This window comes from Paenibacillus sp. V4I3, assembly GCF_030817215.1.
Taxonomy (GTDB): domain Bacteria; phylum Bacillota; class Bacilli; order Paenibacillales; family NBRC-103111; genus Paenibacillus_E.
Genome location: NZ_JAUSZA010000001.1, coordinates 1,496,930 through 1,517,377, shown reverse-complemented (window position 1 = coordinate 1,517,377; position 20,448 = coordinate 1,496,930). Strand labels below are relative to the sequence as shown.

21 protein-coding genes are annotated in these 20,448 nt (G+C 43.3%); 9 read left to right on the top strand and 12 right to left on the bottom strand.

What is annotated here, in order from left to right:
* Window positions 1-168: 168 nt before the first annotated feature.
* The 3 genes from QFZ77_RS07280 (at window position 169) to QFZ77_RS07270 (ending at window position 2,832) form a co-directional block, all read left to right on the top strand.
* Complete coding sequence (locus tag QFZ77_RS07280; protein ID WP_307438017.1) at window positions 169-549, top strand: DoxX family protein; 381 nt, start codon at window positions 169-171, stop codon at window positions 547-549.
* 41 nt (window positions 550-590) lie between these two features.
* On the top strand, window positions 591-1,721 hold the full coding sequence (gene msrA, locus QFZ77_RS07275) for a peptide-methionine (S)-S-oxide reductase MsrA (protein WP_307438015.1): 1,131 nt from the start codon (window positions 591-593) through the stop codon (window positions 1,719-1,721).
* A gap of 160 nt (window positions 1,722-1,881) precedes the next feature.
* Window positions 1,882-2,832, top strand: a complete 951-nt coding sequence (locus QFZ77_RS07270; protein WP_307438013.1) for an MBL fold metallo-hydrolase — start codon at window positions 1,882-1,884, stop codon at window positions 2,830-2,832.
* 66 nt (window positions 2,833-2,898) lie between these two features.
* Here QFZ77_RS07270 and QFZ77_RS07265 read toward each other — a convergent pair whose 3' ends face one another.
* From QFZ77_RS07265 to QFZ77_RS07240, 6 genes are all read right to left on the bottom strand, one after another.
* The gene (locus QFZ77_RS07265) at window positions 2,899-3,735 is read right to left on the bottom strand and encodes a carbohydrate ABC transporter permease (RefSeq protein ID WP_307438010.1); all 837 of its coding nucleotides are present in this window, start codon (window positions 3,733-3,735) and stop codon (window positions 2,899-2,901) included.
* Window positions 3,736-3,751: 16 nt separating this feature from the next.
* Complete coding sequence (locus QFZ77_RS07260; protein WP_307438009.1) at window positions 3,752-4,690, bottom strand: carbohydrate ABC transporter permease; 939 nt, start codon at window positions 4,688-4,690, stop codon at window positions 3,752-3,754.
* 71 nt (window positions 4,691-4,761) lie between these two features.
* Window positions 4,762-6,108 (bottom strand): ABC transporter substrate-binding protein, encoded by a 1,347-nt coding sequence (locus QFZ77_RS07255; protein WP_307438007.1) that lies wholly within the window; start codon window positions 6,106-6,108, stop codon window positions 4,762-4,764.
* A gap of 393 nt (window positions 6,109-6,501) precedes the next feature.
* Entirely contained in the window at window positions 6,502-7,620 is a 1,119-nt protein-coding gene (locus QFZ77_RS07250) for a GntR family transcriptional regulator (protein WP_307438006.1), read from the bottom strand.
* A gap of 166 nt (window positions 7,621-7,786) precedes the next feature.
* Complete coding sequence (locus tag QFZ77_RS07245) at window positions 7,787-8,764, bottom strand: 2-hydroxyacid dehydrogenase (protein ID WP_307438005.1); 978 nt, start codon at window positions 8,762-8,764, stop codon at window positions 7,787-7,789.
* 229 nt (window positions 8,765-8,993) lie between these two features.
* Window positions 8,994-9,785: a glycerate kinase family protein gene (locus QFZ77_RS07240; RefSeq protein ID WP_307438003.1), complete on the bottom strand. Its 792-nt coding sequence runs from the start codon at window positions 9,783-9,785 to the stop codon at window positions 8,994-8,996.
* Window positions 9,786-9,916: 131 nt separating this feature from the next.
* Between QFZ77_RS07240 and QFZ77_RS07235 the strand changes: the two genes are divergently transcribed.
* The gene (locus QFZ77_RS07235; RefSeq protein ID WP_307438001.1) at window positions 9,917-10,318 is read left to right on the top strand and encodes a VOC family protein; all 402 of its coding nucleotides are present in this window, start codon (window positions 9,917-9,919) and stop codon (window positions 10,316-10,318) included.
* Window positions 10,319-10,723: 405 nt separating this feature from the next.
* Here the strand turns inward: QFZ77_RS07235 and QFZ77_RS07230 are convergent, their stop codons facing one another.
* Window positions 10,724-10,882: a hypothetical protein gene (locus QFZ77_RS07230; RefSeq protein ID WP_307438000.1), complete on the bottom strand. Its 159-nt coding sequence runs from the start codon at window positions 10,880-10,882 to the stop codon at window positions 10,724-10,726.
* A gap of 92 nt (window positions 10,883-10,974) precedes the next feature.
* On the bottom strand, window positions 10,975-11,547 hold the full coding sequence (locus QFZ77_RS07225; protein WP_307437998.1) for a TetR/AcrR family transcriptional regulator: 573 nt from the start codon (window positions 11,545-11,547) through the stop codon (window positions 10,975-10,977).
* Between the two features lie 129 nt (window positions 11,548-11,676).
* Between QFZ77_RS07225 and QFZ77_RS07220 the strand changes: the two genes are divergently transcribed.
* Window positions 11,677-12,630, top strand: coding sequence for an alpha/beta hydrolase (locus QFZ77_RS07220; RefSeq protein WP_307437997.1), 954 nt, complete (start codon window positions 11,677-11,679; stop codon window positions 12,628-12,630).
* A 673-nt stretch (window positions 12,631-13,303) separates the two neighbouring features.
* Here the strand turns inward: QFZ77_RS07220 and QFZ77_RS07215 are convergent.
* The 3 genes from QFZ77_RS07215 to QFZ77_RS07205 form a co-directional block, all read right to left on the bottom strand.
* Window positions 13,304-13,858, bottom strand: coding sequence for a hypothetical protein (locus QFZ77_RS07215; RefSeq protein WP_307437995.1), 555 nt, complete (start codon window positions 13,856-13,858; stop codon window positions 13,304-13,306).
* A 49-nt stretch (window positions 13,859-13,907) separates the two neighbouring features.
* The gene (locus QFZ77_RS07210) at window positions 13,908-14,204 is read right to left on the bottom strand and encodes an NUDIX hydrolase (RefSeq protein WP_307437994.1); all 297 of its coding nucleotides are present in this window, start codon (window positions 14,202-14,204) and stop codon (window positions 13,908-13,910) included.
* Between the two features lie 278 nt (window positions 14,205-14,482).
* On the bottom strand, window positions 14,483-14,932 hold the full coding sequence (locus tag QFZ77_RS07205) for a Dps family protein (RefSeq protein ID WP_307437992.1): 450 nt from the start codon (window positions 14,930-14,932) through the stop codon (window positions 14,483-14,485).
* Between the two features lie 515 nt (window positions 14,933-15,447).
* Between QFZ77_RS07205 and QFZ77_RS07200 the strand changes: the two genes are divergently transcribed.
* The 4 genes from QFZ77_RS07200 to QFZ77_RS07185 are packed head-to-tail and all read left to right on the top strand — an operon-like array spanning window position 15,448 to window position 19,337.
* Entirely contained in the window at window positions 15,448-16,890 is a 1,443-nt protein-coding gene (locus tag QFZ77_RS07200; RefSeq protein WP_307437990.1) for a spore germination protein, read from the top strand.
* A gap of 15 nt (window positions 16,891-16,905) precedes the next feature.
* Window positions 16,906-18,039, top strand: a complete 1,134-nt coding sequence (locus tag QFZ77_RS07195; RefSeq protein ID WP_307437987.1) for a Ger(x)C family spore germination protein — start codon at window positions 16,906-16,908, stop codon at window positions 18,037-18,039.
* Window positions 18,040-18,042: 3 nt separating this feature from the next.
* Window positions 18,043-19,137, top strand: coding sequence for a GerAB/ArcD/ProY family transporter (locus QFZ77_RS07190; RefSeq protein WP_307437985.1), 1,095 nt, complete (start codon window positions 18,043-18,045; stop codon window positions 19,135-19,137).
* Window positions 19,134-19,337, top strand: a complete 204-nt coding sequence (locus tag QFZ77_RS07185) for a hypothetical protein (RefSeq protein WP_307437982.1) — start codon at window positions 19,134-19,136, stop codon at window positions 19,335-19,337. Before QFZ77_RS07190 ends, QFZ77_RS07185 begins: the two co-directional genes overlap by 4 nt.
* Window positions 19,338-19,537: 200 nt before the next feature.
* Here the strand turns inward: QFZ77_RS07185 and QFZ77_RS07180 are convergent, their stop codons facing one another.
* Window positions 19,538-20,392 (bottom strand): oxidoreductase, encoded by an 855-nt coding sequence (locus QFZ77_RS07180; RefSeq protein WP_307437980.1) that lies wholly within the window; start codon window positions 20,390-20,392, stop codon window positions 19,538-19,540.
* Window positions 20,393-20,448 lie beyond the last annotated feature (56 nt).

The following is a 20,448-nucleotide window of genomic DNA, read 5'->3' as shown; positions in this document are numbered from 1 at the left end:
ATTAATCATGCTTTAGTGATCAAACGTTCTGCCTTTTTCTTTGTGAAGACATGACTTTTCACAGATTTGCTTACGTCTTGATCTTGATAAAATCAAAGTGTAAGAAATCAGGCGAGTATGGCCGTGATTTCGGACAAAACTAAAAATATGATACGAGGAGTTATTAAAATGAAGAAAGTAAAAATCACCTACTGGGTAATCACGATTTGTACGCTCATAGGATTCTTACTCAGTGCCGTCAATGAGCTTTTACAAACCCCAAAAACATTGGCAGAATCGACTGAACTGTTAGGCTATCCAGCCTACTTTCTGACTATTCTTGGAGTAGCCAAACTCATAGGTATCATTGTTCTTCTTGTTCCAAAATTTAACAGACTAAAAGAATGGGCATATGCCGGTTTTACTATTGATTGTATCTCTGCATTTTGGTCAGAAAACGCTGTCGGAAATCCGATGGGAAGTATTAAGTCTGTTGTAGTCTTATTGTTTGTTCTGCTTTCTTACTACTTTTTAAGAAAAATGCAGAAAGGTATGGAATTAGCCAATTAGCTTGAAGATGCGATAAATCTATTACGGAGGCGAAAGGAATAATGAATTTCAAAAAAAAAATATTTGTGTTGCCCATTGCCCTATTCGTCTTTTTGGGTTATACCATTTACGCTTCATTTAACAAGGATGGAATAACGAAGGCTCAAGAGGTTTTAACTACGATTAGTGAAAAATCGAGCACCAATTACGATACCGCTATTTTTGCTGGAGGTTGTTTCTGGAGTATGGAGGCGCCCTTCGAAAAGCTTGATGGTGTCTTGCGTGTTGTAACCGGGTATACAGGAGGACAAAAGGAAAATCCGACCTACGGTGAGGTGTCTACTGGAACTACAGGCCATCTAGAATCGGTGGAAGTTCGCTTTAACCCGAGTCAGATTACGTATGACCAACTGCTTCAAGTTTACTGGCGGAACGTTGATCCTACGGATGCAGATGGTCAATTCGTTGATCGCGGCAAAGAATATCGTTCCGTCGTTTTTTACAATAGTAATGAACAGAAAGAGATAGCCGAAGCATCCAAAGATGCATTAAATTCATCCGGACAGTTTGATAAACCGATTGTAACGAAGATTGTACTCGCATCAACGTTTTACAAAGCGGAGGAGGAACATCAGGACTATTACAAAAAAAATCCAATCAGCTACAAGGTAAATGAACTTGGCTCTGGTCGGGGTGCATTTTTAAATAAAACTTGGGGTAATGATCGGGTCGTGATTCCCGAAAAGATAAATGTGTATAAAGATTTTAACAAAGAAGAAAAGTTGAAAACGTTGACTAAGCTCCAATACGACGTAACTCAGCATGATAAGGACGAGCAGCCGTTTCATAACGAATATTGGGATAACAAAAAAGAAGGTATTTACGTGGATATTGTTTCGGGTGAGCCTTTATTTAGCTCAAAAGACAAATTTGATGCGGGTACGGGTTGGGCAAGCTTTTCTAAACCGTTGGAGCCAGACCATATTATATTTAAAGAAAAACATGACTTATTCTCGGTGATTACTCAGGTAAGGAGCCGTTATGCCGATTCCTTTCTAGGCGATGTGTTCAATGATGGACCTGAGCCAACAGGACTGCGTTTCTGCATTAACTCTGCAGCTTTACAATTCATTCCGAAAAGTGACCTTGAAGCAAGAGGATATGGCTTGTTTGTCGAGCAATTTAATTCCTAAGGGTTTAGAATAAATCTCCGCGTAACGATTTCCCCATAACCACTTCATCATTTGACCATGTATGCTTATCTCTACTCATCATTGACAAATGCTTGAATATTCTACATCTTTATGTGTATGAAGGTACTTATGGTGGTTTGGCGAGGGGAGTAACAAATTGATGGCACGCAAACGTTATAGCAATGCAGATCCAGCTGCGAAGGTGAAAACATGGAAGGAAATTCGCCGATGGCAGCAAGAACGGAAAGGGAAAGTCAAGGATCTCACCTTACGTATCGGTCAAGCGGAGCATAAGCAGCAAGAGCTGCTTATGCATAACCGCAGCGAAACAACGATCACTTGGATTGGACATTCGACTTTCCTGTTGCAGATGGCGGGCCTGACGATCGTTACGGATCCGGTATGGGCTAACCGGATGGGCTTTGCCCGCAGACTAGAGGCGCCAGGACTTACACTCGATGAAATACCGCCGGTTGATATCGTCTTGCTGTCTCATTCGCATTACGATCACCTGCACGTCGGATCATTGCGCAAGCTGAAAGGCTCGCCTGTCGCGCTTGTGCCTGAAGGACTTGGCATGAAGATGAGGCGGCTTGGATTGAATACGGTCCACGAGCTTCCTTGGTGGGGGAAGACGACGCTCGGGCCGCTGGAGTTTCATTTCGTTCCAGCGCAGCATTGGACGCGGCGAACGCTGACGGATACGAACAGTTCGCTTTGGGGAGGCTGGGTGATCAATCGATCAGCAGAGAATTCAGTAGATGGTGCGGAGAATAAAGACGCGATTTATTTTGCCGGAGACAGGGGATATTTCCAAGGCTTCCGCGACATCGGAGCCAGGTTTCCGGGTATTCGCTATGCGCTCATGCCAATCGGCGCTTACGAGCCGGAGTGGTTTATGGGGATGCAGCACGTTACGCCGGAGGAGGCGGTTCAGGCGTTCCTCGATGTTGGAGCCGAAACGTTCATCCCCATGCATTATGGCGCTTTCCGGCTTGCCGATGATACGCCGCAGGAAGCACTTGACCGGTTGCTGGCTGATTGGCAGCGAGGGGAACTCGACTCAAGCCGTCTTAAACTGCTAAAACACGGCGAAACACTGGTGGACTGACAAAGCAATAAAGCTGCCTCGGACTAAGCCAATGGCAGCTTTTGCTTTTTAATCCTTCATTTTCACTCAACCTTTTATACCGCTAAAGGTAATTCCGCTAATAAACGTTTTCTGGAGAAAAAAGAACAGGATAATAACGGGTAATGTCATTAAGGTGGATACGGCCATTAATAAGCCCCATTCAGAACCTTTTTGACTTTGGAATTGCTGCAATCCGAGTGAGACCGTATAGGTAGGTTCATTGGTTAAATAGAGCAAGGGACCAATGAAATCGGTCCAGCTTCCCATAAATTGAAACAGTGCCACAGCTAAAACGGCGGACTTGGCTAACGGGAACATGATCTGTAGATAAATGCGGAACTCACTAGCGCCGTCTATGCGTGCCGCTTCGCGAAGGGCATCGGGCAGCCCAAGAAAAAACTGCCTTAATAAGAAAATGTAAAACGGTACTCCAAAAAATTGCGGGATAATGAGCGGAAGAGCTGTTCCAACCCAACCTAATTTAGTAAACAAAAGAAAAAGGGGAATCATGGTGACTTGACCGGGAATCATCATAACAGCGAGGGTAATGAAGAACAACACGCCGCGACCTCGCCACTCCAACTTGGCAAAACTATATGCGACCAACGGACAAGATATGATCACACCAATTGTACTAACTATAGTAATAACTGCTGTATTTTTCAGATAGGTCCAGAAAGCGATATACTCAACTGCACGGGAATAGTTACTCCACTGAAAGGGATGCGGAATCCATTCTGGGGGAAATGTAAAGATTTGTGTGAGCGGTTTCAAGGAAGTTGAGACCAGCCAAATAAACGGGATAATGAAAAAAAATGAAGCAATAATTAGGCATAAATGAGCTAACGTTCGGTTCATTTTTTTAATAGTTAGAGGATTCATTCCTTTATTGCCTCCTTTATTTCCCTTGATAATGAACCCAGCGTTTAGACGATATGAAAATCAACGCAGTTAAGGCCATAACGATAACAAATAAAATCCATGCCATGGCGGAAGCATAGCCCATTTTGAAATATCTAAATCCGTTCTCGTATAAATACATGACGTAAAATGTCATGGAATTTGCTGGAGTTCCTTGCCCTTTGGTCATTGTGTACGGGAGGGTGAACTGTTGAAAGGCACCGATCGTTCCCATGACCAGATTGTAGAAAATAACAGGAGTTAGCAAAGGCAGCGTTACTGTTTTCGCTTTCTGAAACCAATTAGCCCCATCGATTTCCGCTGCTTCATAGTACTCATCGGGAATGTCTCCTAATCCAGCAAGGTAGATAACGACAGCATGACCGATACCCCATAACGACATAAGGATGAGAGAGGGTTTAGACCACGATTCACCACCCAGCCAAGGGGGCCCATCGATACCTAGGCTTGCTAACATGCCATTCACCAAACCAAAGTTTGGATGCAACAACCACATCCACAGAACGGCCAAAGCCACCTGCGGCACAAGGGTCGGTAAGAAGAAGATCGTTCGGTATACAGCCATACCCTTGACCTTCATATTTAGCATCATAGCGAGCACCACACCGAAAAATATACTTAACGGAACGAAAAAAACAGCAAAATAAATCGTGTTGTAGATGGACTTCCAAAACAAAGGATCATTAAAAAGATCCTTATAATTATTCAGCCCGATAAATTCACCAGGCTGCAGGATGCTGTAAGTGGTGAAGCTGAAGTAGATGGATGCAAACATAGGAATTGCATAAAAGCAAATGAGACCTAAAGCCCAAGGTGAAGCAAAGAGCCACCCAATCAAGTTTGTCGTACGAAATGATCTCTTTTTTCTTGCTGCTGTATGTTTTAATACATGAATAGACTCAGCTGGTTTTGCCATGTGCATCCTCCTTCCGAATATCCTATATGAATAGGCAAGGAGAGAGAGACTCTCCCTGCCTATGGAGTATCCTATTTATTATATTTTTCTAGTGCTTTGTTTACAGTTTCTGTCACTTTATCGAGATTCTCTTTAGGGCTGCCGTTACCGCGAGTGGACTTTTCTGTTGCGGAAGCTAATTCATTCCAAAGCAGCTGTCCTTCAGGAATGACCGGACGGTTGTGTGATTTCGGAAGAATATTGACGAATTCTTTCATTATTGGATCGTCCTTGTACCCGAACTTGGCGTTAACGGAATCTATAACCGACATGCCAGACTGGGCGTTCACCAAATATTGCCCCTCTTCTTTACCCAAGAATTCAAGGAACTTCCAAGCGGGTTCAATGTTCTTGGAGCCTTTAGGAATAATAAGGGACATGCCGCCCGACCACGTCGAAAAGTTTGATCCAGTAGGTGTCGGTATCGGTGTAACACCGTAATTCAGGTTAGGTTTAAATTTTTTGATACCGGCTACCGTCCAGTTTCCACTTATCTTCATACTGATTTGACCGGAAATGAATGGATCCATCTCATCCGTACCGGCTGCGCTTGTGAATCCTGCAATGTCCTCGACATTGTATTTTTTACCGAAATCGGTCATCCACTGAAGCGCATCTACGACCTTAGGATCATTCGCAGTGATTTTGCCTGTTGATTTATCTTGGAAGTCTCCTCCAAATGACCATCCCCAGCTGTAAAGCCAACCTTGTGAATACCATGGAATAAAACCGATTCGTTTGAAACGTTTGCCATCCTTGATGGTCAACTTTTCAGAAGCCGCTTCGAGCTCGGCAAGCGTTTTAGGCGGATTGTTGGGGTCGAGCCCAACTTCTTTGAAATGATCCTTATTGTAAAACAGCAAACGTGAGTCCGTACCTAACGGAATGGCATATAGCTTGCCTTTATAACTGGACTCGTCCCATGCAAATGGATAATACGAGTCCTTTTTTATTCCAGCTCCAGCAGCCATAGTAGATAGGTCAGTCAATGAACCTTGGGCTGCCCAAGAGCCGACCTTAAATCGGTCGAAATAGGCAATATCTGGAGGGTTGCCACCTGCGACTGCAGTCAGCAGCTTCTGATCGGCGCCCTCATTGGATTCTGTATATACCAATTTGATTTTGATCGTTGGATTTTTCTCTTCAAATGCTTTCACGACTTTATTCATATTGTCCAAATCGATTGAGGTTAGGCCGTGCCACATAGTGACAGTTACATTACCTTGTCCGCCTTTATCGTTCGAGGCTGCAGTGGTTGATGGAGTGGTTGAATTACTGCCTCCCGTAGTTGGAGTAGTTGATGAACATGCGGTTGCAAGAACTGAAATAGTGAGAACAGATACCAGTGTTGGAAATGTGAGTTTTTTGGATTTGCTCATGCATAAATCCCCCTTAAGGTAAGTTTTGTTATTCATCTTCACTTCCTGTAAACCTAACTCACCTCCTATAAAATTCAGATGTACATGAGATCAAAAGTCAATTGATATCACGCGCCAATTATGTATGCGTTTACATCGTTGCTGAATACACGTTATTGAATCCTTGGGAGGGAGCCAGTTCACCTCATTTCCATAAAATAGTATGTTTATGTATACTGAGTATATTAATATCTCACACATATCATGTCAACTTCAATTTCGCGACATGATTGTCTAAAAATACACCTATTCCAGACTTTTTTTGAAGAGATATTGTCCGCATAAGGCAAGCCAAACAAAAAAACATGGCTTTACCATGTTTTTTTCCAATCGCTATTCAATCACCGCTACCGGTTATTTTATGACGATCCGATGTTCGATAATTCTCTGTTCGGGGACAGCTTCTCCGATTAACTGCGAGACGAGCAAGTCCACCGCTTCTTCGCCCATCCGCCTCTCATCTTGTTGAATGTGAGTGAATATCGGCTTTCCTAGGTAATCGTTGAGTGAATCGAAGCAAACGATATCGTATTCGTTCAGTGATTTCCCCAACGAATTGATGACCTGAGCCAGCATTGTTGCGACCAGAAACTCCGAGGCGACAAATGCCTTTACATCAGGGTATTGTTCCAAAAAGCGCTGAATCATCTCTTTATCACTATCGATTGCGGTTCCGTCCAGGTTCATGGGGAGGGTACCCTTTAAATTCGTCAAACAATAGTCCTGATTTAGCTTTAATCCCTCTTGCGTAAAAGCCAAAGTATACCCCAGCAGCCTTTCCTCCAAAGTTGATGTGTTTTCCTCCGGTGGAGACAAGAAGGCGATTTTATCGTGGCCTCTCCCAATCAGATGAATCGTAAGATCCTGAGCGGCTCTCTTATTGTCCGTGTAAACGGAGCAAACCGGAATTCCTTTTAGGTATCTATCGACGAATACAATGGGAAATTTGTCCAATACGAGGCGAAGCAGTTCAGCATTATAATGTTGTCCATGGATTGGAGTCACGATTAAACCCTTGATGCCTAGACTAACAAACAGTTGGATAGCACGTTCTTCTTCGTCCCTACTCCCACGAGTTCGTTTGATGATCAAATCATAGTTGTGCTCAGCGCTCTGCTTTTCAATCGATCGAAGCAGCTGCAAGCCGAATTCGTCGGAAAAATTCGAAATAATGAACCCGATCAACGGTCTTTCATTTTCATCGGATTCCAGACTCGTTTTTTCCTCCGAATGACGTTTGTGCTCCAATCCCCCTCTGATACCATCCGCAACAAACGAACCTTTTCCCTGAATGCGTTTGATGACTCCCGCTTCGGCCAACTTCTCCAGCGCTTTTTTGGAAGTAATGCGGCTGACGCCAAACCGTTCGGCCAGTTCTTTTTCGGAAGATACGCGATCTCCTGCCTTCAATTGTCCCTCTTTAATCTCATGAAGGATATGCTTATAAAGCTGTTCATATAAATGTCCTTCCATCCAATTCACCCTAACACCTTTGTAGTTAATATACTAAGTATATCATTTCATATATGATTTTCAATATAAAAAAAGTCCCGATGAGTGTGTTCTTCATCGGGACTTTCTTTCAGATGTCATCTTCTCTACTTTTGGTTTTTTCTAAAGGGGACAACCTTTAAAGGGCTTACTTCGGATAATTAACCGTTGGATTTACACAAGTTGGAAGCGGTTGTCTACCAAGACCTGCCAATAAATTATCCACAGCTAAATGTGCCATGCGATTTCTCGTTTCGTAAGTTGCACTTCCTACATGCGGGGTTATTAAGATATTCGGAAGACTGAGTAAAGGATGGTCTCCCGTAAGGGGTTCTGGATCGGTCACATCTAATGCGGCGTATGCAATTTGTTTACTTTTCAATGCTTCGTAAAGGGCCTGGGTATTCACGATAGACCCACGTGCCGCATTAATAAAATAGGCCGATGGTTTCATCTGCGCAAACTCCTCAGCTCCAAACATTCCCCGGCTTTGATTCGATAAAGGAACGAGGGTAATGATAAAGTCGGACTCTTGCAGCAAGTCCCTAAAGTCAACATATCTCGCTTCGAGTACATGATCATCTATACGCTTTGTACGATTATAGTAAATAATGTTTAGCCCACACGCCTTAGCTCTTCTAGCTACAGCGCAGCCGATATCTCCCATGCCTACGATACCGAGCGTTTTCCCATACAAATCTACACCGAAAGGAATGTTGTTCGTACTTGCCCATTTGCCTGATTTGACAAAATCCCAACATTCATGAATTCGGCGAGCTGCGCTCAGCAATAAGGCAAAGGTTAAATCTGCCGTTGTTTCGACAAGCACGCCAGGTGTATTTCCAAAGGGGATTCCCCTTCTCGTGCAAGCACCTATGTCAATATTGTCGTACCCTACCGATGATTGTGCTACGACTCTTAATTGAGGAGCATTAGCCAACAAATCTTCATTTACCTGTACATCACCTGTGCTGAATAAACCCTCCGCATCCTTTAACCATTCAAGTAATAATGTTCGTGGGATCGGTTCCGCTTCTTTCCAACACTTCACTTCACAATGCTGTTCAATTCTTTCCATAGCAGCAGGCCATGTTTCTTTGGTTAATACCACCTTAAATTTCGTCATAAAGGTTTTTCCCCTTCCTATCATGCAAATATACCAACCCCTCCCCAGATCAGGAGTTATCGGTATACTACATTTCGCTATTTTTCCACAGCTTTCACTGCTTGAATTAATCTGAATAATTGCTTGGTTGTACTTCTAAGATGATATCGCGTTTCAACTGGATCCATGGCTTGTTCAAGAGACATAGGAGCGCTGATAATGGAATGAAAAGAAGTAACGCCTAGATCGTTCAGTACCGAGGCCTCTTTGGTACTCCACCAGCTAACGCAATAACCGGTATGCCTTGGGCATGTGCAAGCGCAGCAACTCCCAATGGAGCTTTGCCCATCGACGTTTGTCCATCAAGCTTCCCTTCTCCTGTTATCACGAAATTAGCCCCTGCCAAACTCTCCTTTAATCCGATCTTCTCCAGCACCAGCCCAACACCCGATCGCATCTCCGCCTTTAAAAAAGCAGCAAATGCCGCTCCAAGTCCACCAGCCGCACCCGCTCCAGGGATGTCTTGAAGGTTTACACCAAGTTCCCTCCGGGCGACACCGGCAAACAGGTATAAACCATAATCCAGCTCCTCCACCATTGCGGGACTCGCTCCTTTTTGAGGGGCAAACACGTAAGCCGCTCCATTAGGTCCGTACAGCGGATTGTTGACATCGCAGGCAATCTTAAACTCACATTGTCTTAATTCCGGATGTACATGGGCAGAGTCAATACGATGAATCTTGCCTAGGGCATTCCCGCCTGGACCAACATCATTGCCCTCTTGGTCCTTGAAACGGTAGCCTAAAGCCTGAAGCATTCCCACACCCGCATCGTTCGTCGCACTTCCGCCGAGTCCAATGATAAATTCACAGCAGCCTTGCCCTATCGCATGTGCAATGAGCTCGCCGACTCCTTGGGTTGTTGTAAGCATCGGATTCCTGCTTGCCTCAGGCACTAGCGGCAATCCACAGGCAGCCGCCACCTCAATTACAGCTGTTTTTCCGTTACCTGTTATTCCATAGGTTGCCTGAACCGGCTCCATAAGGGGGCCTGTAACGCAGGATGCATGACAGGAATGTCATACCTTACGGTTTCTTTTATAAGATTCGCTTCTGATGCCAGAAGTAGAGTATAGTAGGAGTAGTTGAAAATATATTCCAGGAGGCTACAGCCATGTCACAGGAGATTTGGATTAACCTGCCGGTCAAAGATGTTGAGAGGTCAACTGCCTTTTTCAATGAGATTGGATTCCATGCGGTGAGCGTTGGTAACGAGAGAGCCAAGCTTGCCATAGGCCAAACAACGATTCTGCTGTTCCCGGATGAGGCGTTTGAGAAATTTACAGGTTCAAAAACCGCAGATACTTCCCATAGCGCAGAAGTAATATTTTCCATTGGCGCTGAAAGCAGAGAAGAAGTAGATGCCTTTATTCAAAAAGTAGAGTTTGCCGGAGGAAGCATCTTTGGCAAGCCGAGTGAAATTGACGGCTGGATGTACGGCGCAGGATTTGCCGACCTGGACGGTCACCGCTGGAACCTGCTGTACATGGATGAGAGCAAAATGCCGAAACGCTAATATGGAAACGCCGGTCACCTGCTTAAGGTCACCGGCGTTTTTTTACACCCCGTATAATCTCATATCTGTCATTCAAATCAAGATCGTTGCTTAGAAGGAAAAATTCGTGGGTTAAACTAATACAAATCACCTGGGTTAGCCCGTGTTAATTTATTGGTCTTACATAAACTATATTAACACATATTGGAACTAACCTGCCCGTTTAGCATAACGCGGCTGCCGATCCATGCCGGCAGCCGCGTCTTTGTTGTTTATTAGGCTATAGTTTTCGTTAGCTTAATCAACAATGGTAGTAGTTTTCTGTTAACTCTCAATAATTTCGATTTCTTTTCATAATGTATCCGTTTGTTCCTATACTACCCGCAAACTCCCATCCATCATTTCCTAAATAATTTAGTACTTGAATTATTGATAAATTAACGCATTCTTTAATGGCAATTTCTGAGACATGAAGCATATTTTTGCCGCTGCGTCAAAAATATGCTTCAAAGAATCCGCTGCAAAGAAATGTTTCAATTCACTAAAAAAAACGGGAGTCGCAATCGCAACTCCCGTTTCATTCAACTATCGTTTCCTCGTTTGTTTAGTTCATTTAAATAACGTTAGCATCTTTAAATTTTTTATCGGATGCTCATTTTTCCGTCTAATCTCAAAAACTAGTCTCGAAGATTTTGACAACACAAATGGATGGCGCCACACAACTTCTCTTGAAATTCTTGCCGCGATGATAAACGATGCTTCCAAGTCAATGCACATGTACAAAGCATGTCGGCAATGGTTGCAGCGTGCGTCTCCGCGTCTTTTGTTTGTTTCCCAGATGATGCTAGAATGACTTGTTCGAGTTTCTTTTGAAATGATGAACTGCTGTTTTCAACAGCGTCGCCGAGAACGCGTTCACATTGGGCCGCAAGATCAGACGCTTCAGGATGAAGGAAACCTACGTGACGGCCAAACCACTCGTCTAAAGCTTGAAACAGTTTTTTTTCCAGCATTAAGCTGTCATTCTCAAGTATCTGATCGACTGCTTGCAAACCGTCGTCCAACGCTTTTTGAATGGAAGCCTTAAGAATCTCCTCTTTATTTTTAAAATGAAGATAAATCCCCTGACGTGTGATGCCCGCGGCTTTCGAGATATCCTCAATGGATGTTTTTTTATAGCCGTACCGCGCAAAAATATTCAGAGCTGTCTCAAGAACGTATTCCAGTCTTGCCGATTCTTTTTTATCCATGTACTCAGGTTAACGAACAGATCAACAAATGTCAAGTTTGTTAATTTTCATACTTGACATTTGGAACTAAATATGTCAAGATTGTAAATATCGGTTCGAAGATAAAATAAAATTTTGGAGGGATAATGCATGAAATATTATACTAAGACGGACGTCACATTTGACAGTGCCGGCGTGAAGCTCGCTGGTCACCTTTACACACCAAACGGAGAGGTCATCAGGCCGCGTCCTGCGATCGTTGTCGGCCATCCCGGCACCGGCGTCAAGGAGCAGACTGCAGGCCTCTACGCGAAGCGCCTGGCCGAGCAAGGTTTTGTTACCCTTGCCTTCGACGCTGCCTTTCAGGGCGAAAGTGGGGGCGAGCCGCGCAATTTGGAGGACCCAGCCCACCGCGTCGAGGACTTAAAGGCTGCCGTCTCGTTTCTCAGCGTGCACAACGAGGTCGACCCGGACCGCATCGGCGCATTGGGCATCTGCGCCTCTGGCGGCTATGTGATCCCCGCCACTGTGACAGACCACCGCATCAAAGCCGTCGCCACAGTTAGCGCCGCCGACATCGGCCGTCAATTCCGTAACGGCAGTGATGGCAAACAGGACCCCGCCATCATCCAGGGCATGCTTGACGCCGCAGCGGCGGCCCGCACCGCCGAAGCCCGCGGCGAAGGCGTCGGCACATTCCCGATTTTCCCGGAGACCGAGGAACAGGCCCACGCCTTCGGCCAGCACGGATTCGAGGGTTGGGAATATTACTGCACCGATCGCGCTCAGCACCCGTGCTCGGCTAAGGAATTCACCTGGAACAGTATAGACCGCATTGCATATTTCGACGCATTTCAGTTCATCGACTTGATCGCGCCTCGCCCGCTGCTCATGATCGTTGGAACTCAAGCGGTCACGTCATGGATGACGACCGAAGCGTTTGCGAACGCGCGAGAGCCCAAGGAACTGTTTTGGATTGATGAGGCCAGCCACGTCGCCCTATACGACAAGGACGAGTATGTGTCGCCTGCGGTTTCGAAGCTTGCGGAGTTCTTCCATACGAATCTGACCGCGAAGCAGCCGGAGGAAAGCGTAAGTCGCTGATGGTAGACCCGGCAACATGCTCGCCCGCTGCCTTCATGTTCAGGCAGTCCGTCGCTTGGGAGTTGAATAAAACAAAGCCAGAATGCGTGTTAATGCACTCTGGCTTTGTTTTGTAAGTAAAAGCATTCGGTCTAAGTTTTGTTTGGATACATGCACACAAAATCGGGTGTTTTGTTCAAATGTCCTTTATTGAGCTATCGTTATCCGTTAGTTCAACGTTTTTTTACATTCATTTAGATTTAGAAAGGTCAAAACGTGCGATTTCTTTTTCTTCGATTGAAACAATTAATGTCGCATCGAGGGCATTGATTAATAACTTGTTTGGTAATATTCCAAATATATGATGGCGTTAAGTTTTTCAGTGACTCCATCTGAATTGTTCTATCCGATAAAGCCAAAAATATCAGCACCTTTTCTAAACCACTTAATCCTAAAAGGAAAAACTCAAAAAGTGGAATCCTATATTTATTAAGGGATTCCACTTTGTTCTTTTCTGTGAAAATGCTCTAAGAAGAAGGGGAGTACCTGCGAAGCTCACCATTGCCAACTCCCTTAAAAAGTTTCATATTAGACGTGTATTGGAACAAATCGAAGGGATCACAATATGTTTTCGCCTGATCTTTTCTGTCTGGAAGAACAAATAGCGGGGAATCCCCGCTTTGAACGATTTGCGTTACTTCAACCAGCCCTTGTAATTATGTTTTTTGGTCCACTGATCACCCAATAATTGTACGACTTGCTCGTTTGTGAGATTTTTCTTATCTACAGTTGCATATAATTCATTGAATTCTTCCTGAGTAACAGTAATTTTCCATAACTGATCAACCATATATTTACGAGTGGTTCCCAACTGAATTCCTTTCACCTTAAAAGGAACCTGTCTTTCATTCATATAAATAAACATCTCCATGGCGGCGTAGACATGGTTCAGCTTTCTGTTATCTTTGGTTTTTGATATTACGTATAAAACCTTTGCTGTTTCATCAATTGTTCCATCCCTCTCGGGGATAGCCTCTTTAGTTGATTTATTGTTGCTAATTACGTCTATTCGTTCAACTGATACTTTATCTGCTGCAATAATCTTGAGGTCATGTATCAAAGCCTCTTCTGTCACACTACTACCGACTGGATCAATTCGATTCGAGATCAAAGTGATAAAAAAGTACAATAATATAAGAGCCGAAACTCCTAATAAAATATAATAAATGAGACGTTTCTGTACTACCATGATTGCCCCTCCCTTTATTAGAAAAGCTGAGTCCTCATAAAATGAGAACTCAGCTGTTATGTGGTAATTGTCCCAGCAACTTGACCTCGTAATACATTCCGAATTCGTGAAGTGATTCATACTCGTAGGCATTAAAATTTTCAATTATGGCGATAAGTCGATCGATGACAACTTGAAATCCTAACTCCTCCAAGAATTCACGGACGACGATTTCCTCCGTCGGCTCATTCACCTCAGCTCTTCCACCAGGTAAGACCCAAGCGTCACCTTTCTTGTTTCTTTGAAAAAGAATTTTATCACCATTACGTAAAACCCCTGCGACTCTGATACCCGGTAGCCTCGTCATGTACTCATGGAGCTATCGTTCCTCGTTAGCTTAATCGCCGGAGTGGCCCTCAATCAATTTATCCCCCACCTAATGACAAAGATTCGTTCGTCTAACTAGCATCCTGCTAAAAAAAGCGTTCACCCAGTAGAGCGAACGCCTAATTACTTCAAGACTCTATATTGTTACTTCAAAACTTATTTGATTTGTCGACGAATATAACAACGGACGTCCGGTAACAGAGTTGCGTAATTGTATTACCAATTAGAAGTGATTAAACATAAAGCCAAAGATTTCGCTTACTCAAGAAATGAATTTAACATCCAAACATGCTTTTCCAAGGATGTGTGAATAGCCAGCAACATATCTGCCGTTGTGTCATCGTTGAGAGATTCTGCTAATACCATCCCGCCCCTTAATTCTACAATCATAATTTCAAAATCTTGAGCGATGGTTTTCACCATTTGATCCGCATTTTCTGTCCCGGTTGCTTCTTTCACTGAGGAATAATTTAAATAATCTACCATTCTCGCCATCGGCAGCCCCTTAATTGCAAGTAACCGTTCTGCTAAATCATCACTGTGAAGCGCAACTTCGTTGTATAACTCTTCAAATTTGAGATGAAGCGTAAAAAACTGATGTCCTTTCACATACCAGTGGTAGTTATGCAGCTTGGTATACAGCACATTCAAGTTTGCTATTTGTTTATTCAACACTTCTTGCAGTGTTACGGTAGTTGAACTCATCATATCTCGTCTCCAAAATTCAATTTATTTTTTCTATAAAATATTTAACTATAAACTATATTTCCTCTATCTCCAGATTCCAGTACTGCCTTTACGATCTCCAAACCAAAGCTTCTTCTATGCTCTAGTAATGAACCAAACTTTTGCTTTGCCAATTTAAATCCCATCCTTTTCAAAATAGTTTGCGATTCTGTTAAGAATCTGAGCTTATTTCATCATGATTCCAATAGATCAGATCATCGCAGCCGATACTTTTTTGTTCCTTCCGCCTGTTGAGTTAACTATACCGAACTTGTTGATCTTTCGCTTCGCTGTAAAGTCCGAACTATTTGTTCATTTAGTTCAATCGTGCAAGTTGCTTTTCAATATTTCTTTCCAAAGCCGTGATTTGATTTTTCTGTTCATTAAAGGGATTAAACTTTTGTAAGGTTAATTTTCCACAGATTATTGGCATATGTATAAAAATTCCACCACAGCAAACAATATGGCTAGTATTAGTGGGAAGTGGGGGATTTTCCATGTTAAGGGCTGACACAACTAGTCTCATTGTTGAACAAATCACGGAACGTCTTGGACAATCTCCCGACTTTATTTGTAAAGAACTGGTAATCAATGAAGAATTGAACCTTTACTGCATTTATCTTGCATCGATCGTAACGACGAATCAGATCGATGAAATGCTATTGAAGCCCATTTTTGAAGGAAATCCAAGCATAGAAGCATCTACACATCATCCAGTTCACTGGTTGACAAATAGAATCCCTCTTATTGGGCGGAAGGAATTGTCAGGATCCATAGAAGGTATCAACGAACTTCTTGAAGGTCATTGTCTTCTCATTCCAACCTGGGGAAATACAATTCTAAGTTATGATGTCTCAAAAGGGGAATATCGTACTATTTCGGAACCCACATCGGAGGCTTCTGTTCGTGGTCCAAGAGAGGGCTTCGTTGAGGATATATCGCGGAATGTCGCTTTAATCCGGAAAAGACTGAAGAACGAACATCTAGTGTTTGAATCCATGACGATCGGGTCAGCAACAAAGACTAAAGTATACCTGACTTATCTCAATAATGTGGCCTCCGTGCAAGTTATTGATGAGTTCCGCCGTCGTCTTCATGCCATTCAAACCGATAGCATTTTGGAGAGTGGATATATTGAAGAATGGATTCAAGATAAAACATTCTCGCCGTTTCCTCAACTAGTTAGTTCAGAACGACCAGACATTATTGTCGCTAAATTACTCGAGGGACAAGTCGCGGTCATTACAGACGGAACACCGATCGTTCTATTGGGGCCCGTCACTTTTTTTCAAATGTTCTCATCGGCAGAAGACTATTACCAACGAGCGGATATTGCCACTCTTACGCGATGGTTGCGTATGCTTGCTTTTTTGTTATCCGTATTCATACCCTCTCTTTATATAGCGGTGGTAAGCTATCACCAGGAATTATTGCCTACCTCCCTCCTAATCAGTTTGGCGGCTCAACGTGAAGAAGTGCCGTTTCCTGTGTTTATTGAAGCGATTATCATGACGGTAACGTTCGAGATCTTACGTGAAGCCGGACTTCGTATGCCGCGTATTGCCGGCCAATCCATATCTATCGTAGGCGCTCTCGTTTTAGGCCAGGCCGCAGTGGAAGCCGGGCTCGTTTCGGCAGCGATGGTTATTGTTGTATCCCTTACAGCTATTTCGAACTTCGCTTCTCCTAACTACAGTTTCGGTATTACTCAAAGAATCATTCAGTTTTCTTTTATGCTATTGGCCGGGGCACTGGGATTATTTGGCATCATGTCCGGCGTTTTTTTTCTACTGGTTCATTTGGTGTCGATACGTTCGTTCGGTGTCAAATATATGACTCCACTAGCTCCCGTAGCGCTTTCCGACTTGAAGGACACCTTGGTTAGGGTCCCCCGGTTTTTAATGAAACGAATTCCGCGTGCGTTTTATTCAAAGAAATAAAATGGAGTGAGAATCGTGAGAAAATCATGTCTTGCCTTATTTCTTCTGCTGTTCTGCTCAGGATGCTGGGATATGAAGGAAATTAATCAATTAGCGATTGTCAACATCGCTGCAGCCGACAAAGACCCGAAAACGGGTATGATCACCTCTTATTATCAAGTAATAAATCCCTCCGGTGTCTCAACGAAAAAAGGCGGCTCAGGAGGCGCAGCCGTATATACGTATGATTTCAAGGAATATAGTTCGGGGAGATTTGCGGATAAGACAAGCAGGGTAATGCCAAGGTTGTTTTATACACCTCAAATACAGTGTTATATTGTTTCGGAACGGTATGCCCGGCAAGGTATTTTAGATTTAATTAATTTTCTGGAGCGAGATCCGGAACATCGGACAAATGTGGATATTATCGTTTCCGACGCACCGTTATCCGTTGTTATGAACAGCTTTACCTCTCTGGAAAGAGTACCGGGCCGGTATATTCGCTCTTTGTTTGAACTTCATGCGCGTAATTTTCATATGAGTGTATTCCCTAGCCGGTTAAACGATTTAGCGAAAGGTATCAATTTCCACCAACCGACCATCATCCCCATTCTCGAATACAGCAGCAAGCAACCTGCTTCTAAGGCAGATAAATTGGAAAGCATCAATGCAAGTAAAGAGTCGATGAGTTTTGATGATGGAGCTGTGTTTATCCATGCTCGCATGGTTGGCCGTTTAGGTGTGGAAACAAAAACGGTATTCTACATCTTGAATGGCAAGCTCGAGAAATTTGTAGAACCCATTGTAGTTAATGGAGAAAAGGTCGATGTTGAAGCACAGAATGTTCGAGTTCATAGGGAATATGACCGCTCTTCCTCTCGTCTTACTATACAGGTCCGAGCTGATCTTCGGATATTAAGCAATAAACAAAATGAAATGACCGTTCAGAATCTTCATGATATAGAAACGGCATTTAATCAATCCCTAAAACAGAAAGCAAAGTCTTTCGATGAATTGTGTAAAAACAAAGACTGGGATCTGCTAGGCATTCAGGATAAAGACGTTGATCCTGCAGCATGGCATCAATTTAAGGTCTTGGTTCTCGTAAACTCCAAGGTCACAACGATCGGGAATACAGGATCTTCATACAAGGTAGAAAAGAGTGATTGATAAATGGAAAATGCCCAGCTAAGCGGATGGCAATTGGTCACATTAACTTTTTGCTTTGTCTGCGGTACTACGTTTCTTTTGTTACCGGGAAAACTTATCGCTGATGCAAAACAGTGCGGTTGGCTTGTTTGTGTGTGGTCGTTCTTGTACGGGTTAGTTTTGGCGGTGTTGTGGCTGTATTTATCCAAACGTTACCCTGGGAAAAGTATCGTACAAATTGCGACACAAGTTCTGGGGAAATGGGCTGGAGGAATCGTCACTTTGCTTTACATCCTTTATTTCATCCAAGTTGCATCCTGGGTAACACGTAATTTAGGTGACTTTATGCATACCAATCTGATGCCGCGAACTCCCATTTCCATTTTCAATATCGTGGTGTTGCTCGTGTGCGCTTATGCTGTTGTGAAAGGGATTGAGTCGATTGCAATGGTTTGCGAGCTTGTTACGCCGTATATTGTAGTCGCTTTCTGGATTCCTTTCTCGGTCATGCTTAAGGTCTGGGACTGGCGGGCATTCAGTACACCCTATCATTTTCAGCTTTGGACCACAATTCTTCAAACCAAATATGCGCTTGCATTTCCCTATATGGAGACGGTTATGTTCATGATGCTTTTTCCATATGTAAAACGCAATTTAAAAACTTCATTTCTTTTAGGAATCGGCTCAGCCGGGGTTATCCTTTCTATTTCTATGTATATGACAATTGGTATTTTAGGATTAGAGCGCAGCTCCCATCATCTATACCCGGTTTACACCATTTTTCGTGAAATGAAGTTTTCCGGTTTCGTAGAACATTTAGAATCGATTCTTTCTATAAATATTTTCCTGTTAGTCTGTATCAAATTAAGTTTGTTATTTTATTGTGCGGTAACAGCGATATGCCAGCTGTTCAAAGTGGACAGACGCTCTGTAGTTGCCTATCCGTTAGTATGGATCATCTCCGCGTACTCCCTCTTATTCGCAAACGTTATAGAGAACGTTGAGTGGGTTCAAAAGTATTTGTTTAGCTACTATATGCTTTACGCCGTCATCGTTCCGGCCATTCTAATTATTGGTTCCTGGCTGCGGAACAAACAGAGGAGTGAAACCACGGCATGATCAGTATGCTAATCCTGTACACAATATTTCTCATCGGAGGTTTGATGGTTCTTAACCGGGTACGAAAGTTGATTAGAAAGGAATTACTTATTTTCATCGGGGTGACAACAGTGGGTGGAGTTCTTTGGGGAAGCATCATTGTACATCATCCACTTGATTTGAATAAGGTTATTGCATTGATTATTGACGAGTTGCAATAAGATTTCATGTTTGATTTTTCGGAGGCTTACATAAAAATAAAAAATCTATCTTTTTACATAGCAAAAATTATGCCAACGGGGGAACTCAAGCCTTTGCAATCCATTTTATCTTACGTCAGATGATGTAACGGCAGAATTCATTATATGAATCTGCCGTTACTAGGTTTTACCTTAAAAGCTTAGATTTATCTTTTCCTCTTTTATTGAGCACTAACATCCTCATGATCTGTACCTCTAATAACGTCGTACCATGCCTCAATATCTTTTTCAAAATTAGCCGTCTTTTCCCGGTATCTTTGCAGCGAATCCTTACCAAGCGGCAAGTGAACCGGCGGCTTCTCCGCGCCCGCAACCTTCACGATTGCCTTGGCTAACTTGATGGGATCGCCCGGTTGTTTCTTATTCGCTTGAGTAGCGAACTTTCTCATTTCTCCTACTGTTTCCGCATAATCCGGAATGATGTTACTTGACCGCGTTAACGACGCAGCATCCAGAAATTCCGTACGGAAGAAGCCTGGGGCTACCACGGTCGCATGAATCCCAATCGGAGCCAACTCCAATGCAAGAGATTCCGTCAATCCTTCGACAGCAAATTTAGTAGAACCGTATACTCCCCACCCAATATTACCGCTTAATCCTCCAACGGATGAGATATTGATAATATGTCCAGAATGTTCTTTTCGCATAAAAGGCAGTACCGACCGGGTGACATTGAGCAAACCAAACACATTGGTATCGAAATTCTTTTTCACGTCATCAGCAGTGGCTTCCTCAACTGCACTCAGAAGTCCGAATCCGGCATTATTGACTAATACATCGATTCTTCCGAGTTTTTGAACAACTTGATTAGCGACTTCAGCCGCCTGTTTTTCATTCGTGATATCCAAAAGAACAACACTAAGATTCTCGGGGTTTCCTAATTTATTAGATAATGACTCCGCCGAGCTACGGACAGTCGCAACGACTTTATCTCCTGTATCCAGCACTGCCTTTACGATTTCAAATCCAATACCTCTGGATGCCCCAGTGATGAACCAAATTTTTTGCTTTGCCATATATAATCCCATCCTTTTGATGATTATTGTTATTATGTCCTGCCGGCCGATAAGTT